The 16,467-nt window shown below is 67.4% G+C and carries 18 protein-coding genes and 1 tRNA gene; 10 read left to right on the top strand and 9 right to left on the bottom strand.

The annotated features are described in order from the left end of the window. Positions 1–78: 78 nt before the first annotated feature. Together SALA_RS08745 and SALA_RS08740 are read right to left on the bottom strand one after the other, a co-directional pair. Positions 79–492: a holin family protein gene (locus SALA_RS08745; protein ID WP_011542011.1), complete on the bottom strand. Its 414-nt coding sequence runs from the start codon at positions 490–492 to the stop codon at positions 79–81. Between the two features lie 53 nt (positions 493–545). Further along, positions 546–1,115 carry a glycoside hydrolase family 108 protein gene (locus SALA_RS08740; protein WP_011542010.1) on the bottom strand — a complete coding sequence of 190 codons (570 nt, stop codon included), beginning with the start codon at positions 1,113–1,115 and terminating at the stop codon, positions 546–548. Between the two features lie 72 nt (positions 1,116–1,187). Here SALA_RS08740 and SALA_RS08735 point away from each other — a divergent pair, with 72 nt between their 5' ends. Next, the gene (locus tag SALA_RS08735) at positions 1,188–2,165 is read left to right on the top strand and encodes an NADPH:quinone oxidoreductase family protein (protein WP_011542009.1); all 978 of its coding nucleotides are present in this window, start codon (positions 1,188–1,190) and stop codon (positions 2,163–2,165) included. 54 nt (positions 2,166–2,219) lie between these two features. Here the strand turns inward: SALA_RS08735 and SALA_RS08730 are convergent. Next, positions 2,220–2,296 (bottom strand) — tRNA-Pro (locus SALA_RS08730). Between the two features lie 283 nt (positions 2,297–2,579). On the opposite strand from SALA_RS08730, the gene yajC reads away from it, so the two are divergent. Genes yajC through secF form a run of 3 tightly spaced genes read left to right on the top strand, consistent with a single transcriptional unit; the run spans position 2,580 to position 5,579 of the window. Next, the gene (yajC, locus tag SALA_RS08725) at positions 2,580–2,909 is read left to right on the top strand and encodes a preprotein translocase subunit YajC (RefSeq protein WP_049754617.1); all 330 of its coding nucleotides are present in this window, start codon (positions 2,580–2,582) and stop codon (positions 2,907–2,909) included. Positions 2,910–2,965: 56 nt separating this feature from the next. After that, entirely contained in the window at positions 2,966–4,579 is a 1,614-nt protein-coding gene (gene secD / locus SALA_RS08720; RefSeq protein ID WP_011542007.1) for a protein translocase subunit SecD, read from the top strand. A 16-nt stretch (positions 4,580–4,595) separates the two neighbouring features. Further along, positions 4,596–5,579, top strand: a complete 984-nt coding sequence (secF, locus tag SALA_RS08715) for a protein translocase subunit SecF (RefSeq protein ID WP_011542006.1) — start codon at positions 4,596–4,598, stop codon at positions 5,577–5,579. A gap of 183 nt (positions 5,580–5,762) precedes the next feature. Here the strand turns inward: secF and SALA_RS08710 are convergent, their stop codons facing one another. Beyond that, positions 5,763–6,929 carry a glycosyltransferase gene (locus SALA_RS08710; RefSeq protein WP_011542005.1) on the bottom strand — a complete coding sequence of 389 codons (1,167 nt, stop codon included), beginning with the start codon at positions 6,927–6,929 and terminating at the stop codon, positions 5,763–5,765. A gap of 106 nt (positions 6,930–7,035) precedes the next feature. Further along, positions 7,036–7,596, bottom strand: a complete 561-nt coding sequence (locus SALA_RS08705; protein ID WP_011542004.1) for a helix-turn-helix domain-containing protein — start codon at positions 7,594–7,596, stop codon at positions 7,036–7,038. An 89-nt stretch (positions 7,597–7,685) separates the two neighbouring features. Here SALA_RS08705 and SALA_RS08700 point away from each other — a divergent pair, with 89 nt between their 5' ends. After that, positions 7,686–8,168: a DUF6456 domain-containing protein gene (locus tag SALA_RS08700; protein WP_322785221.1), complete on the top strand. Its 483-nt coding sequence runs from the start codon at positions 7,686–7,688 to the stop codon at positions 8,166–8,168. A gap of 206 nt (positions 8,169–8,374) precedes the next feature. Then, positions 8,375–9,514 (top strand): zinc-binding dehydrogenase, encoded by a 1,140-nt coding sequence (locus SALA_RS08695; protein ID WP_011542002.1) that lies wholly within the window; start codon positions 8,375–8,377, stop codon positions 9,512–9,514. Between the two features lie 93 nt (positions 9,515–9,607). Here the strand turns inward: SALA_RS08695 and SALA_RS08690 are convergent, their stop codons facing one another. Next, on the bottom strand, positions 9,608–9,787 hold the full coding sequence (locus SALA_RS08690) for a PspC domain-containing protein (protein WP_011542001.1): 180 nt from the start codon (positions 9,785–9,787) through the stop codon (positions 9,608–9,610). 61 nt (positions 9,788–9,848) lie between these two features. After that, positions 9,849–9,977, bottom strand: a complete 129-nt coding sequence (locus SALA_RS17575) for a hypothetical protein (RefSeq protein WP_272940657.1) — start codon at positions 9,975–9,977, stop codon at positions 9,849–9,851. A 252-nt stretch (positions 9,978–10,229) separates the two neighbouring features. On the opposite strand from SALA_RS17575, the gene recF reads away from it, so the two are divergent. After that, positions 10,230–11,339 (top strand): DNA replication/repair protein RecF, encoded by a 1,110-nt coding sequence (gene recF, locus SALA_RS08685; protein ID WP_011542000.1) that lies wholly within the window; start codon positions 10,230–10,232, stop codon positions 11,337–11,339. Positions 11,340–11,488: 149 nt separating this feature from the next. Next, positions 11,489–12,550 carry a class I SAM-dependent methyltransferase gene (locus SALA_RS08680; RefSeq protein WP_011541999.1) on the top strand — a complete coding sequence of 354 codons (1,062 nt, stop codon included), beginning with the start codon at positions 11,489–11,491 and terminating at the stop codon, positions 12,548–12,550. 34 nt (positions 12,551–12,584) lie between these two features. Here the strand turns inward: SALA_RS08680 and obgE are convergent, their stop codons facing one another. Further along, positions 12,585–13,631 (bottom strand): GTPase ObgE, encoded by a 1,047-nt coding sequence (gene obgE / locus SALA_RS08675; protein WP_011541998.1) that lies wholly within the window; start codon positions 13,629–13,631, stop codon positions 12,585–12,587. 131 nt (positions 13,632–13,762) lie between these two features. Between obgE and SALA_RS08670 the strand changes: the two genes are divergently transcribed. Together SALA_RS08670 and SALA_RS08665 are read left to right on the top strand one after the other, a co-directional pair. Next, positions 13,763–15,160: an amino acid permease gene (locus tag SALA_RS08670; protein ID WP_011541997.1), complete on the top strand. Its 1,398-nt coding sequence runs from the start codon at positions 13,763–13,765 to the stop codon at positions 15,158–15,160. Between the two features lie 39 nt (positions 15,161–15,199). Further along, entirely contained in the window at positions 15,200–15,838 is a 639-nt protein-coding gene (locus tag SALA_RS08665) for a YoaK family protein (protein ID WP_011541996.1), read from the top strand. Positions 15,839–15,856: 18 nt separating this feature from the next. Here SALA_RS08665 and SALA_RS08660 read toward each other — a convergent pair whose 3' ends face one another. Further along, complete coding sequence (locus tag SALA_RS08660) at positions 15,857–16,111, bottom strand: zf-TFIIB domain-containing protein (protein ID WP_049754614.1); 255 nt, start codon at positions 16,109–16,111, stop codon at positions 15,857–15,859. Positions 16,112–16,467: the final 356 nt, after the last annotated feature.

Genomic DNA, 16,467 nt, shown 5'->3' with positions numbered 1-16,467 from the left:
CGAGATGCCCCTCGGTCAGGCGCCACCCCGATGGGTGTCTCGACTTCGCTCGACACAAACGGAACAGATGGGCGGCTTTTAACTCTCCACCCCCTTCGCCTTCCCCCACGCGCGCGCCGCGGTATACCCCAGATAGCCGGTGCCGAAGAGCGCGTAGAGCGGCTCGGGAATGCCGGCGAGATAGGCGTTCATCCCTTCGGCGATGCCCTTGGCCATCTCCGGCCGCGCCGCGGCGATCAGGCCCATCGGGATCGCCCAGAGCAGCAGCACGTACATGACGTAGAGAAAGCTCGGCCGCGCGCGGCTGGTCCACGGGTCGGCGCTGTTCGCCTCGGCGACGATCGCGGTCATGCGCGTGCGGATTGCTTCCATTTCCTGCGTGCCTTCGAGTTTCAGCAATTCGAGCTTGGCGCGGTCGCGCGCTTCGGGGTCGGGGATGATCTTGTCGATCAGCTTGGCGATCGGGCCGATCAGGCCTTCGATGATGCTCATGTCTATTCTCCTCTGTGGTCAAAGGTCAGTAAAAGTCAGCCCAATGGCGCGCATCACGCCTCACCGATGCGGTTAGCGAGCCAGCCATAGAGAAAGGCCTCCTGGCTGGGGCGGCGTTCGGCGAGCGCGATGTAGCGTTCGCCCTGCAACGCCTCGATCGCACGCAGCAGGACGACCTCCCCGCGCTTGCCGCGCGCCTTGAGGAAGCCGTCGAGCGCCGCCAGCGTGCGCGGCCCGATGGCGCGGTCGACCGCGATGTCGGGATAGTCGCGCGCGCTGCGGTTGAGCGCGTTGAGCGCGCGCTGAAGAAATCCGGTCGCGGTGGCGGTGCCCATGTTGACCCCGGTGTCGAAGAGTTCGGCAGCGATCGCAGGCGCGCGCAGCGCGACCCTGTCGAAGCCGGGGCGCAGCCAATAGAGGCGGCGATAGATGGCAGCAGCGGAATCGCGCGGCATCGCGCGCATCGGGCCGGCATAGCCCTCGGCGCGCGCCACCGCTTCGGTGATCCCCCAGCAGGTCGGGCCGCCGCGGTCGGCGGGGTGGTTTACATATCGGCCTTCGCGGTCGATGACGGCGTCGATCAGCGCGTCGACGTCGCAGGTCGGGGATTGGGATCTGGGCATGATTCGCTCCTGTTGGTTCGGTTGAGCGGAGCAGCGAACCATATAGGAACAATGTAGGAAAGGATTTTCGCCATGCGAGCCTTGCAGGTGCGCGAACTATTGCCCGATCATGCGGGCACGGGGCTGGCCGATCTCCCGGTTCCGCTCGCCGGGCCGGGGGAGGTACGCGTGCGGGTGCGCGCGGCGGGGGTGAACTTTCCCGACCTGTTGATGACGCGCGGCGCTTATCAGCTCAAACCGGCGCTGCCGTTCGTTCCGGGCCTGGAGTTTGCGGGCGAGGTCGATGCGGTGGGCGAGGGGGTGAAAAGCTGGTCGGTGGGCGATGCGGTCGTGGGCGGCAACCGCTTCGGGGCGATGGCTGAATATACGGTGGTGCCCGCGGCGTCGCTGCGCCCCAGGCCCGCGGCGCTCGGCTGGGACGCGGCGGCCGCCTATCCGGTTGCTTATCTCACCGCCTATGTCGCGCTGGTCCGCGGGGCGCGGATCGAACCGGGCGATTGGGTGCTGGTCCACGGTGCGGCGGGCGGGGTGGGGCTCGCGACCGTCGATCTGGCGAAGGCGCTCGGCGCGCGGGTGATCGCGGCGGCGAGCCGCGCGGACAAGCGCGCGGCGGTCGAGCGGCTTTACGCGCCCGATGCCGTGATCGACGGCGCGCCGGGCTTTCGCGAGACGGTGAAGGCGCTGACCGGCGGGCAGGGCGCCGATGTCATCGTTGATCCGGTCGGCGGCGATATATTCGACGAATCGACGCGCTGCATCGCCTTTGGCGGGCGCTTGCTCGTCGTCGGCTTTGCGTCGGGGCGCATCCCCGAACTGCCCGCCAACATGCCGCTGATCAAGGGATTTTCGGTCGTCGGCGTGCGCGCGGGCGAATATGGCCGCCGCTTTCCCGAGCGCGGCGCGGAGAATGTCGCGGCGATCGACGCGCTTGCGGCGGCGGGGACGATCCGCCCGCATGTCCATGCGACGCTCGACCTGGCCGACTGGCGCGAGGGGTTTGCGATGCTGGAACGACGCGAGGCGGTCGGCACGGTCGTGCTGCGGCCGTGACGGGATGCGCTGCCGCCAAAGGACGGCGGCGAATGGCCGCGATGCCGAAGAAATTGGTCGGGACGAGAGGATTCGAACCTCCGACCCCCACACCCCCAGTGTGATGCGCTACCAGGCTGCGCTACGTCCCGACCGGCCCTGTTGGGCAGGCGAGGCCCCTAGCGCGGCTTTGCAGGCGATGCAAGGCTCTCCTGCGCGACCTTCGCGGTGCGGCGCCGTCGCCCGCGGCGCATTCGGCGCGGCAGGCTTGATCGGGCTCGCATCCTTCCCATTTCGGGGCGACGCTTTCTGCGGGGGAGCGGCGGGCGCACGACCGGTTGCGCGCGCCGCCCCTCGTGTGATAGGCGCCGCGCCATCCTTGCGTGCCGGTCCCGGTGGGGCCGCGCGACGCTTTCGAACGAAAGTCTTTCACCCATGTCGACGCAATTGCTTCTGACCCAGGCGGCCGGATCGGGCGGCGGGGCGGCCGGTTTCCTGATGCTGGTGCCCTATATCCTGATCTTCGCGGTCTTCTGGTTCTTCCTGATCCGCCCGCAACAGGTGCGCGCGAAAGAACATCGCGCCAAGATCGCCGCCGTGAAGCCGCGCGACCAGGTCGTGACCGGCGGCGGCATCGTGGGGAAGGTCACGCGCGTCGACGACGATTATGCCGATGTCGAAATCGCGCAGGGCGTCAAGGTCAAGGTCGTCAAGGCGACGCTGGCCGACGTGCTGCAACCGGGCGGCAAGCCCGCGAACGACTGACGCGACGGGGCACGCGGCTTTCCGCGGCCTCCCTTTTTGCAATCGGATCACAGACCATGCTCGATTTCCCGCGCTGGAAAACCATCGGCATCAGCATCATCCTGCTGCTCGGCGTCCTTTTTGCCATTCCCAGCTTCCTGCCGCCCAAGGCGTTCGAGAGCCTGCCCGGCTTTGCACAGGCGAAGGTCAATCTGGGGCTCGACCTTGCGGGCGGCAGCCACCTGCTGCTCGAGGCCGACATCAACGACCTGCGCAAGACGCAGCTTACGAACATGGAAAAGACGGTGCGTACCGCGATGCGCGGGCAGAGCGGGCCCGACGACGACATCGCGATCGGCGAATTGTCGACGACGGGCGGGCGGATCAGCTTCCTCGTCCGCGACGCCGCGAAGCTCGACGCCGCGCGCGAGCGGCTGTTCAGCGAGACGCAGGGCGCCGGGCTGACGGGCCAGCGCGACTGGAATATCGACGTCGTCGATTCGACGCGCATCGTGATGAGCCCGACGAGCGCCGGGCAGACGCAGGCGGTGGCGAACGCGATGGACACCGCGCGCGACATCATCGACAAGCGCGTCAACGCGCTCGGCACGCGCGAGCCAACGATCATCCGCGAAGGCGCCGACCGCATCGTCGTGCAGGTTCCGGGGCTTCAGGACCCGGCCGCGCTGAAAGAACTGATCGGCAAGACCGCGCGGCTCGAGTTCCGTATGGTCGACGCCAACGCCGACCCCGCCGAAGCCGCCGCGGGCCGCGTGCCGGTGGGCAGCGAAATCGTCCCCTATGCCGAGGGCGAGGGCAATGGCGCGGCGTTCGAGGTGCTGCGCCGTCAGGTGATGATCAGCGGCGAGCAGCTCATCAACGCGCAGCAAAGCTATGACCCGCAGACGAGCGAGCCGGTGGTGTCGATCCGGTTCGATTCGGCGGGGTCGAGCACCTTTGCCAAGGTGACGGCGCAGAATGTCGGCAAGCGGTTCGCGATGGTGCTCGACGGCAAGGTGCTGTCGGCGCCGTCGATCAACGAGCCGATCCTGGGCGGCAGCGCTCAGATTTCGGGCAGTTTCAGCGTCGCGAGCGCGAACAACCTCGCGATCTCGCTGCGATCGGGCGCGCTGCCGGTGAAGATGACGGTGGTCGAGGAGCGCACGGTGACGCCCGAGCTTGGCGCCGATTCGATCCGCAAGGGCGCGATCGCGGGCATCATCGCGACCGTCGCGGTGCTCGCCTTCATGATCATCGTCTATGGCCGCTTCGGCATCTATGCGAATGTCGCGCTGATCTTCAACATCGGGCTGATCATCGCGATCATGGCGGCGTTCAATGCGACGCTGACGCTGCCGGGCATCGCGGGCTTCGTGCTCACCATCGGGGCCGCGGTCGACGCGAATGTGCTCATCAACGAGCGTATCCGCGAGGAACTGAAACGCGGGCGCCGCGTGTTCCAGGCGGTCGAGCTTGGCTATTCGGAAGCCAGCCGGGCAATTTTCGACGCCAATATCACCAACGTCATCGCGGCGGGGCTGATGTTCTGGTTCGGCTCCGGGCCGATCAAGGGCTTTGCGGTCGTGCTGACGATCGGCATCATCACCAGTGTGTTCACCGCCGTCACCGTGACGCGCCTGTTCGCCGCGCGCTGGTTGCACAAGACGCGCCCTGCGTCGCTGAACATTTGAAGGTAAGGGATCGACCATGCGTTTGCTGAAACTCGTCCCCGACGACACCAATATCCAGTTCCTGAAGTGGCGCAACGTAGCCATGGCGATCAGCTTGCTGATGATCGTCGCGTCGATCGCGCTTGTCGCGGTGCGCGGCCTGAATCTTGGCGTCGACTTTGTCGGCGGCCAGTCGGTGCGCGTCGAGTTCACCGGGGCGATGCCGCCGATCGACGAGATCCGCGAAAAGGTCGGCGCCATCGGCCTCGGCGAAGCGACGATCCAGCAGTTCGGATCGGACAAGGCGGTGTCGATCCGCACCGCGCTGCCCGAAGGCGACAAGGCGGCTGCCGAACGCGCCGGGCAACGGCTGGTCGCGGGCATTGCCGACGCCTTTCCCACCGCGAAGACCGGATCGGTCGAAACCGTGTCGGGCAAGGTGTCGGAGGAACTGCTGCGCACCGGGGCGCTCAGCCTGATCCTCGCGATGATCGCCATCTCCATCTATATCTGGATCCGCTTCGAATGGCAGTTCGGCGTCGGTGCGCTGTTCGCGCTGTTCCACGACGTCACGCTGACCTTTGGCTTCTTTGCGCTGACGCAGATGCAGTTTGACCTCAACATCGTCGCCGCGCTGCTCACCATCATCGGTTATTCGCTCAACGACACGATTGTCGTGTTCGACCGGATTCGCGAAAATCTGAAGAAATATCGCAAGATGGAGATCATCCCGCTGCTCGACCTCAGCGTCAACGAAACGCTGGCGCGCACCGTGATGACCAGCTTCACCATGCTGATCGCGCTGGCGGTGCTGCTGTGGGTCGGGCCCGACGTGATCTTCGGCTTCACCGCGGCGATGCTGCTCGGCATCTTTGTCGGCACCTATTCGTCGGTCTATATGTCGGCGCCGATCCTCGTGTGGCTGAAAGTCGGTCCCCACAGCTTCGTGCCGCGCACCACGGCGGTGACCGAAGGCGCCGAGCGGGTGTCGAACAGGAACGACGACGGCGCGGTGGTTTGACGGGGCCGGCGGGCGTCGGCTTTGGGGTGGGGAGCGGACGCTGGCCTTAGTGTTGCACCCCGGCGAAAGCCGGGGCCCAAGGCGCCCATAAGCAAGCGTTGGCTTATCCCGCTCTGGACCCCGGCTTTCGCCGGGGTACGGCGATTAACGGTCGAAAACCGACGTTCCGATTATCTACGCACCTTAAAACCCTGCGCAGCGCCGCAGATGCTCGGCCAATTCGCGGCCGTTGCGGTTCCAGTCGAAGCGGCCGTCGAGGCTCGCGGCCACGTCGGTCGGTGAGGGCGGGGCGGCGAGGATCTCCTGCACCGCTTCGGCGATCGCGCCCGGCGTGCGTGTCACGATGCGGCCCGCCGCGGGCGCGGTGACAAGCTCGGCGGCGCCGCCCGCGTCGCTGATGACGATCGGGGTGCCGCAGGCGAGCGCCTCGACCCACGCATTGGCCAGACCCTCGCTGGCCGAGGGCATGACGACGACGTCGGCGGCGCGGTAAAGCTGCGGCAGGTCGGCGTTGGCGACCGGACCCATGAAATGCACGCGCGGCTCGACCCCATGCCGGCGGGCGAGCGCGCGGTAGCGGCCTTCCTCCTCGCCCGCGCCGGCGAGCCAATAATGGACGCCGGGGAGCGCGGGCAGCGCGGCGATCACCAGCGCCTGCCCCTTGCGCGGAATGAGTGCGCCGACCGAGAGGATCGCGGGCGCATCGTCGATGCCGAGCGCGGCGCGCGCCGCGGCGCGGTCGCCCGGATGAAAGCGCGTGGCGTCGATGCCCGTATAATGGACCGCGACCTTGGCCGGATCGATGCCGATCGCCGCCATGTCGCGGCGCATCGCCTCCGACACGGCGAGCAGCCCGGCGGCTTTGGCGGCGGCGGCGGCCACTTGCGCTGCCGTTGCTGGGGCATGGCCGAAATGGCCGATGTCCGCGCCGCGCGCCTTGATCGAGAAGGGCAGGCCGCGCGCGCCCGCGACGCGCATCGCGGCGGGGCCGTCGGGGTAGAAAAATTGCGCGTCGATCACGTCGAACTCCCGGTCCCGAACGGCCGACAGCACGGCGCGCGCGATGGCCGCGGGGTTGAAGCGGGCGCCAACCTTGGGAATCAGCGGGAAGCGCGGGCGCAGGACCGCGAGGCCGTTCCACGTTTCGGAGCGCGGCAGATCGCGCAGCGCGCGGTAACGCCGGTGCAGCGAAAGCGGGAAGGGCGGCAGGCCGAGCGGCGCCGCGACGGTGAGTTCGATACCCGGCTGTGCCGCGAGCGCGCGGAGGCTCTTTTCGACGAACAGGCCGAAACTGGGCCGCGCGGCGTCGGGAAACAGGGTGGCGATCGACAGGATGCGAAGGGGAGTCATGCCGGGCCTCTCACCCGTTCGTCATCGCGAGCGAAGCGAAGCAATCCGGAGCGCGCGTAAACCGCTCTGGATTGCTTCGCTACGTTCGCAATGACAGGGCTGGAGATCACAGGCTGCGCATTAATCGCACCGCGACCGCGGCCCATGGCGGGTTGCTGACGACCTGCTGCCGCAGCCCGGCGCCGAGCGGGAGCAGGTGGAGTTTTTCGCCGTCGACGTTGAGCAGGCGCGCAAAGAAGAAGCGGCCGGCGGGGCGGGGCACGAGCAGGTCGCGGTTGAGCGCGCTCGCCCAGTCGCCCTCGATCCGGCGGCACCAGATTTCGTCGCCAGCGCGATAGTCGCCGATCGACGAGGTGACGCGCACCGCGACCATATCCTCGCCCGGCCGCGCGGCGAGCGCCTGTTCGGTGCGCGTCGGCGCGTGGGCGCCGTCGGCGCCGAGCAGCGCGGTGATCGTCAACTGCGCATCCTGCGGCAGTCGCACGAGTTCGGCGGCATCGACGTCGAGCGCCGCGGCAATGCGGTTCATCCAGCCGAGCGACAGCGTGCGCGTGCCCGTTTCGAGGCGGCCGATCGTCTGCGCGGTGGTCGGCGGATCGCAGCGTTGCGCAACCTCCTCAAGCGTCAGCCCCTTGGCGCGGCGGACGGTTCGGATGCTGTTGATCACGGCCTTTGCCTTTCGATAACCAAATCGGTTTTTTCTTTCCTACACAATCATCCAATGTCAAGTCCTCTGTCCGTATCAAGGAGACCGACATGATCCCACGCCGCCTCGAATCGCGTATCCACCCCGACGACCGCCTCGATCCCGGCAAGACGGGGCCGCAGCTGATGCGGCATGTGACCGTCAATGCCGCCGAAAGCCCGATTGCCTGGCTGGCGTCGCGCGGGCTGCTGACCCCGGCGCAATTGCTGGCGGGCGAGCGGCTGCGCGCCGATTATGAGCGCGCGGGGCTGGCGGCGCGGGTGACGATGCGCTGGGACGCCGCGCCGCCGGGCAAGAGCCGCGGCGGCGCGCGCGCGGCCGATGCGTCGCTGGCGCGGATCGACGCGCACCGGCGCTTTCACGGCGCGCTCGACGCGGCGGGGCCGGGGCTCGCCGACATTTGCTGGCGCGTGATCTGCGCGGGCGAGGGGATCGGCGGCGCCGAAAAGGCGCTCGGCTGGCCCGCGCGATCGGGCAAGCTGGTGCTGGGGCTGGCGCTCGACCGCCTCGTGCGTTTTTACGGGACGGGGTAGCCCGGAGAGCGTCATTGCGAGGAGCGAAGCGACGAAGCAATCTCCAGTGGGCGTCCGGTCGGTGCGATAGCTGGAGATTGCTTCGCTGCGCTCGCAATGACGCATGCGGGATAAGGACCAAATTTTCTTGGGAGGCGATTGCCAGCCTCGCCGCATCGCCCTATTCCCGTTGCATCCAGAAACTGAAATGCGACGGGAGATGCGCGATGACCGACCTGCCCCAAACCAACCTGACCATGGTGACGCTCGTGAAGCCCGAAGGGCAGCTCGAAGTGTCGCTCGAACGGCGGCCGATGCCCGAACCCAAGCCGCATGAGGTGGTGGTGAAGCTGCTCGCGGCGCCGATCAACCCGTCGGACCTGGGCCTGCTGTTCGGCGGCGCGGACATGAGCACCGCGCGGGCGTCGGAGCGTGATGGGCTGCCCGTGCTGACCGCCGATGTGCCGCCCGCGGGGATGCGCGCGATGGCGGGGCGCATCGGCGAGGCGATGGCGATCGGCAACGAAGGCTGCGGCATCGTTGTCGCGGCGGGCGCATCGGCGGAGGCGCAGGCGCTGCTCGGCAAGACGGTCGCGGTGCTCGGCGGCGAAATGTATGCCGAATATCGCTGCCTGCCGGTGCAGATGGCGATGCCACTGCCCGATGGGACCGATCCCAGGGACGGCGCTTCCTGTTTCGTCAACCCGCTCACCAGCCTCGCCTTTACCGAAACGACGCGGATGGAGGGGCACAGCGCGATCGTCCACACCGCCGCGGCGTCGAACCTGGGCCAGATGCTGGTCAAGATTTGCGCCAAGGACGGCATCCCGCTGGTCAACATCGTGCGCAGCGATGCGCAGGTCGCGCTGCTGAAAGGCATCGGCGCGCAATATGTCGTGAACAGCAGCGCCGACGATTTCATGGACCGGCTGATCGACGCGATCGCCGAAACGGGCGCGACGATCGGTTTCGACGCGACGGGCGGCGGCAAGCTGGCGGGGCAGATTTTGACCGCGATGGAGGCGGCGGCGGTGCGGCGCATGACGAGCTACAGCCGCTATGGTTCCGACACGTTCAAACAGGTCTATATCTATGGCGCGCTCGACCTGTCGCCGACGACTTTCTCGGCGCGCAGTTTCGGCCTGACCTGGGCGCTCGGCGGCTTTTTGCTGACGCCCTTTCTGGCGAAGGCGGGGGCCGAGGTTGTCGGGCGGATGCGCCAGCGCGTCGTCGACGAACTGACCACGACCTTCAAGAGCCATTACAGCCACGAAATCTCGCTGACCGAAGCGCTCGATGTCGAAACCGCGCAGGCCTATAATGCGAAGCGGACGGGCGAGAAATATCTGATCCGCCCGCACGGATAATCGAAAGGGCCCACCGGCGGCGGCCGGTGAGCCCTCGATTTCGGGAATGGGGGCCGGTGAACGGGGCGCCTTTGGCGACCGGCCCTGGCTGCCTTATGGCGCGAGGATCGCGACGGTCAGATAGAGCAGCAGCGGCAGGCCGAAGCCGAGGAGCGTCAGGGCGACAAAGGCGACGCGCGTCCACAAGACATCGAAGCCGAAGTGGTCCGCCATTCCGGCGCATACACCGAAGAGGATGCCACCCTGGCGATTCTTGCGAAAACCCTGTTTCATTTCTTTCCTTTCGATCCCGACCCGAGGGGCCGGCGTTCTTTGGGGAGATGTCGTCAGCCGATCAGACGATCAGCTGACCAACCTCAGCGCCATTCTGGCCGATGATCGCCAGCAGCATCACCGAAGCATAAAGCGAGGCGAAAGCGGCGAGGGCGTAGCTCTTGACGGCGTTGACGTTGAAATGGGCCATGATTTTATCCTTCCTTGAACCTTCCATCCGGACCATCCGGTGGATGCCAACAGTTATGCAGGAGGCGTGCCAATTGCATTCATCCGCGGTTAACCGCGGATTTCTGGTTCCAAGGAAAATCTATAAGCGAAAAATTATCCTCTAAATCGGAAAAATTACCGTTAAACGGGACGTGTCACGATTGATCATCGGCGGCGCAGATGTGTGTCGGCGCTGGCATCGCCGCATCGGCTGCGGTAGGCGCGGGCGGACATGACGCTTGTCCGCCTCTCGCTCACCGATTTTCGCAATCATGCCGGCGCGGACCTGGCGGCTGCACCGGGGCTTGTCGCGCTCCACGGCGACAATGGCGCGGGCAAGACGAATATCCTCGAAGCCATTTCGCTGCTCGCGCCGGGACGCGGGCTGCGCCGCGCGCCGCTGTCCGACATGGTGCGCGATGGTGCGCACGGCGGCTTTGCCGTCTTTGCCGAGGTGGCGGCGGCGGAGGGGCTGCCGCCCGTCGCGCTCGGCACGGGGATCGAACCCGCGCAGCCCCGACGCCGCATCGTCCGCATCAATGGCGCGCCCGCCGCGGCGACGGCGCTGGGCGAATGGCTGGCGATATTGTGGCTGACCCCGGCGATGGACCGGCTGTTCGTCGAGACCGCGGGCAATCGGCGGCGCTTCCTCGACCGCCTCGTCCTCGCGCTCGACCCGCGCCACGCGCAGCATGGCAACCGCTATGAAGCGGCGCTCCGCGCGCGCGGCAAGCTGCTCGCCGACCTCGCGGCGGCCGATGAGACCTGGCTTACGAGCCTCGAGGCGCAGCTCGCCGAACATGGCGCGGCGATGGATGCGGCGCGGCTCGATACGCTCGCGGCGCTGTCGGCGGAGCTGGCGGGACAACCCGACGCGCCCTTTGCGCGGCCGCTGCTCACGCTGGTCGACAGCGAGGGCGCCGAGCGCAGCGCGCCGCATAGCGCGGAGGCGCTGAAGGCGCTGTTCGCCGCGCGGCGACGGATCGACGCCGCCGCGGGCCGTGCGACCGCCGGGCCGCACCGCGACGATCTGGTGGCGGTGCATGCCGTGACCGGCCGCGCCGCCGCGCGCTGCTCGACCGGCGAGCAAAAGGCGATGCTGCTGTCGCTCGTCCTCGCCCATGGCGACTGCGTGGCGCGGCGGCGCGGCCAGCGGCCGGTGCTGCTGCTCGACGAGGTGGCGGCGCATCTTGATCCGCTGCGCCGCGCGGCGCTGTACGAGCGGCTGGCGGGGCAGGGCGGGCAGGCGTGGCTGACAGGGACCGAAGCGGCGCTGTTCGACGCCATGCCCGGTCCGGTAACGCGCTATCGCATCATCGGCGGGCGGATCGCCGCAGGTTAGATATACCGCACGCCGCTCTAATGGGTCCTGACTATAGCGACCGCCGGTGGAGGCGGGCGCGTGCCGTGCCGCCACCACTATGCTATGCTGGGCGCCTCAACGGGAGCTTCTGGCGAGTCGCGCTGTCCTGATCGGCGAGGAGCGGAAGAATGACCATGGCAATCAATGAAGAGAAGCTGCACGGCTTCGTCGGCAAGATGCTGGGCGATGTCGGCGGCGGGATGAGCGTGCCCACGGTGCGGCTGGGTTTCCGGCTCGGCCTGTTCGACGCGCTCGCGCAGGCGCCGGCGACGGCGGGCGAACTCGCGGCGCGCGCGGGCGGGTTGCACGAACGCTATGTCCGCGAATGGGCGCTCGCGCAGGCGGCGAACGGTTATATCGATTATGACGCGGCTGCGGAGCGCTTCAGCATCTCGCCCGAACAGGCGATGGTGTTCGTGCACAGGGACAGTCCCGTCTATCTCGCGGGCGCGTTCGAGATTATCGCCGCGATGATCGAGGCGGAAGCGAGAGTTGAGCAATGCTTTCGCAACGGGACGGGCGTGCGCTGGGGTGATCATGCGGGCTGTCTTTTCTGTGCGACGGGCGCCTTTTTTCGGCCGGGTTATGTCAACAATATCGTCCAGGCGTGGATCCCCGCGCTCGATGGCGTCGAGGCGAAGCTGAAAAAAGGCGCGCGCGTCGCCGACGTCGGATGCGGCGTCGGCTTTTCGACGCTGCTGATGGCCGACGCCTATCCCGCAAGCGAATTCGTCGGCTTTGACTTCCACGCGCCGTCGATCGACGAGGCGCGGCGTCACGCCGAAGGGCATGGCTATGGCGACCGGGTGCGGTTCGAAGTCGCGGCGGCGAAGGAAATCGAAGAGGATGGTTTCGATCTGATCACCATGTACGACTGCCTGCACGATATGGGCGATCCGCGTGGCTGCGCCCGGCATATGCGCCAGATGCTGGCGTCCGATGGATGCTGGATGATCGTCGAACCGATCGCGGGCGACACGCCCGCGGAGAATATGAACCCGGTCGGGCGGCTCTATTACAATGCGTCGACGATGATCTGCGTGCCGACGTCGCTCGATCAGGAAGTCGGGGAGGGGCTTGGCGCGCAGGCGGGTGAGGCGCGGCTGGCGCAGATCGTCCGCGAGGGCGGTTTCGCCAGCGTGCGGCGCGCGACCGAGGGGCCGTTCAACATGGTTCTCGAGGCGCGGTGAGGCTTCGCGGCGACGGGCCGAAATCTTTGAAGGATCAGATCGGCGACCAGTCGCCGCCCTTTTCCTCTTCGTCGGCATCGGGCCCCGGTTCGGGCTGGCCGATCGCTTCGAGCAATTTGTCGAGCACCGGCTCGATCCCCGCGCCGCTCGCGCCCGACAGCGCCATCACGGGATGGCCGCTTTCGGCTTCGAGTTCGGCCGACAGCGCGGCGATCAATTCGTCGTCGAGCGTGTCGATCTTGTTGAGCGCGACGATCACCGGCTTGTCGATCAGGTCGGCGCCATAGGCTTCGAGTTCGTCGCGAACGACGCGGTAGCTGGTCGCGACATCGGCATCGTTGGCATCGACGAGGTGGAGCAGCACGCGGCAGCGTTCGATGTGGCCGAGGAAACGGTCGCCGACCCCCGCGCCTTCGGCTGCGCCCTCGATCAGCCCCGGAATGTCGGCGATGACGAACTCATGCCCCTTGTGGCTGACGACGCCCAATTGCGGGCGGAGCGTGGTGAAGGCATAGGCGCCGACCTTGGCCTGCGCATTGGTCACCGCATTGATGAAGGTCGATTTGCCCGCATTGGGGAGGCCGACGAGGCCCGCGTCGGCGAGCAGCTTGAGCCGCAGCCACACCCACATCTCTTCCCCCGGCCAGCCGGGTCCGTGCTGGCGCGGCGCGCGGTTGGTCGAAGTCTTGTAGCTGGCATTGCCGCGCCCGCCGTCGCCGCCGCGCAGGAAATGGACGCGCTCGCCCGCTTTGGTGAGGTCGGCGAGCAGGGTGCGTTCCTCGTCGTCGGCAAGGATCTGCGTACCGACCGGCACCTGGATGACGAGGTCGGGGCCGCCCGCGCCGGTGCGGTCGCGGCCCGCGCCCGGCGTGCCGCGCTTTGCCTTGAAATGCTGGGTGTAGCGAAAGTCGATGAGCGTATTGAGCCCCGCCACCGCCTCGAACACGATGTCGCCGCCCTTGCCGCCATTGCCGCCGTCGGGGCCGCCATATTCGATATATTTTTCGCGCCGGAAGCTGACGGCGCCGGGGCCGCCGTCGCCCGACTTGATGAAAATCTTGGCCTGGTCGAGAAAGTGCATCGCGCGCCTTTAGTCGGAACGCAGCGATTTGGCTAGGTCGCCGCAGCCCATGCCCGGCTTGCGTTGCCGCCCGCCGTGCTTACAAGCGGCGCAGGGCGAAAAGCCATAATCGATCAAAGGGGAGCCACTTTATGTCCGACAGCCTGTTGCGCCGCAAATCGATCGTCCCGGACCAGCCGGACGGGCGGGGATTGGCGCGCACATTGGGTTGGCCGCACCTCGTTGCGCTGGGCGTCGGCGCGATCGTCGGCACGGGGATTTTGACGCTGATCGGCGTCGGCGCCGACAAAGCGGGGCCGGCGGTGATCCTCTCCTTTGCCATCGCGGGGCTGATCTGCGCCTGCGCCGCGCTCGCCTATGCCGAAATGGCGACGATGATCCCGGCCTCGGGCAGCGCCTATACCTATAGCTATGTCGTGATCGGCGAAATCATCGCCTGGGTCGTCGGGTGGAGCCTGATCCTGGAGTATTCATTGGTGGTCAGCGCGGTCGCGGTCGGCTGGTCGGGCTATGCCGCGCCGCTGCTGGAGGCGTGGGCGGGGTTTCCGATGGCGCTGATGCAGGGACCGGAACTGGGCGGGATCGTCAATCTGCCGGCGATCGCGATCATCGCCGCGGTCGCCGGGATGCTGCTCGTCGGCACGCGCGAAAGCGCCACGGTCAATGCCATCCTCGTGCTGGTGAAGATCGCCGCGCTTGCGGTGTTCGTGGCGGTCGCGCTGCCTGCGTTCGACGCGGCGAACCTCGAACCCTTCAGCCCCTATGGCTTTGCGAAGCATATGGGCCCCGACGGCGTCGAGCGCGGGGTGATGGCCGCCGCGGCGATCATCTTCTTCGCCTTTTACGGGTTCGACGCGATCGCGACCGCGGCCGAGGAAGCGAAAAACCCCGACCGCGACCTCAAGATCGGCATCGTCGGGTCGATGCTCGCCTGTGTCGCCATCTATATCGCCGTCGCGGTCGCCGCGGTCGGCGCGATCGCCTACACGCGCTTCGCCAACAGCCCCGAACCGCTCGCGCTGATCCTGCGCGAACTGGGCAGCCCGCTCGCGGCGCAATATCTTGCCGTCTCGGCGGTCGTCGCGCTGCCGACCGTGATCCTCGCCTTCTTCTATGGGCAGAGCCGCATCTTCTTCACCATGGCGCGCGACGGGCTGCTCCCCGCGAGCCTGGCCAGGTTGTCGGCGCGCGGAACGCCGGTGCGCATCACCATCTTTACCGCGATCGTCGTTGCGATCCTCGCGGGTTTCATCCCCCTGGGCGAGCTGGCCGCGCTCGCCAATGCGGGAACGCTCGCCGCCTTTACCGCCGTGTCGATCTGTATGCTCATCATGCGCCGCCGCGCGCCGCAAGCGCCGCGCACCTTCCGCGCGCCGCTGCCGTGGCTGGTCGGAGGCATCGCGGTGTTCGGCTGCATCTATCTTTTCTTCAGCCTGCCCGTGCAGACGCAGATCTGGTTCGGCATATGGAATATGGCGGGCCTTGCCGCCTATTTCCTCTATGCGCGCCGCCATGCGGTTGCCGACTGACGGGCGGTCGGCGGTGATGGCGACGCGCCGGGTCGACCGATGATCCGTTTCGACCGCTCGCAGCAGTGGCTCGCCGCCGCGATATCGGCGCTCGCCGGTTTTGTCGACGCGATCGGCTTTGTCGAATCGGGCGGCTTTTTCGTGTCCTTTATGACCGGCAACTCAACGCGGCTGGCCGTCGGTGTTGCCGAATGGTCCCATGCCGGGCTGGTTGCGGGCGCGATCATCCTGCTGTTCGTCGCCGGCGTGGTCGCCGGTTCGCTGGCTGCCGCGCGTGCCGCCAGACAGCGGAGCGGGGTCATCCTGCTGTTCGTCGCCACCCTGCTGGCGGCGGCGGGTGGGCTGCGACTTGCCGATCAGGTGGTTGCCGCCGTCGCGTGCCTGGCGGTCGCGATGGGGATGGTCAACGCCGCGGTCGAGGGGCGCGGGGGAGCCGTGGTCGGCGTCACCTATATGACCGGAACGCTGGTGCAGATGGGGCAGAAAATGGCCAATGCCCTGCGCGGGACCGGCGACGGGCGCTGGTTGCCGCATCTCGCGCTGTGGTCTGCGCTCGTTGCCGGCGCCATCGTGGGCGCGCGCGTGACGATCGGGTCCCCGCTGGCCGCCTATGCGCTGGCAACCGTCGGCGCTGCGGCGCTCGGCGGCCGCGCGATATGGGCGATGCGGCGCGCCTGACAACGCGCCCCATGGTGATCAATCGAACAATTCGCTGAGGAAGCTTTTATGCTTCTTCTTGTACGGCTTGCCATAATAGCGGTCGTCATGGCTGCGCTCGCGATAGTCCGGTTCGCGATATTGTGGCGGCGGGGGCGCCGCCTGCGGACGGGCGGGGGCGGGCGCACTGACGGCTTCGCTGCGCTCGATGATCTTGTCGAGCTCGCCGCGGTCGAGCCAGACGCCGCGGCATTGCGGACAATAGTCGATCTCGATCCCCTGCCGTTCGGACATGACGAGGTTTACGCGGCAGGTCGGGCACAGCAGGCCTTGGGCTTGGGTCACGAACGGTCCTTTCTCTATCCTCCTGGAAGCCAACGCGGCGGGGCGGCGGGGCGTTCCGTATCAGATATGCTTCTTGCGGCGAACGACAAGGGCGTCGGGCCGATGGGCTGAACCGCGCGTGGACTTGACTCGGCCGCGTTTCCGGCTATGAGCGCCCGCGTGTTGTCCGGGCTTTGGCCCTGGCAATTCCGTCCGAGACAGTTGGTGAAGGGGATTTGCCCTTCTTAATTTCCAGCCGAGACGGGGACAGTCTTTTCTCGGTCGCCCGCTTGCCCGGTGCAAGTGACGCGGCTTGACCGACCCCA

Origin of the sequence: Sphingopyxis alaskensis RB2256 (genome assembly GCF_000013985.1) — a bacterium.
Classification (GTDB): domain Bacteria; phylum Pseudomonadota; class Alphaproteobacteria; order Sphingomonadales; family Sphingomonadaceae; genus Sphingopyxis; species Sphingopyxis alaskensis.
Note: the sequence above shows the minus strand (reverse complement) of the source record. Positions and strands in the feature narration are given on the sequence as shown.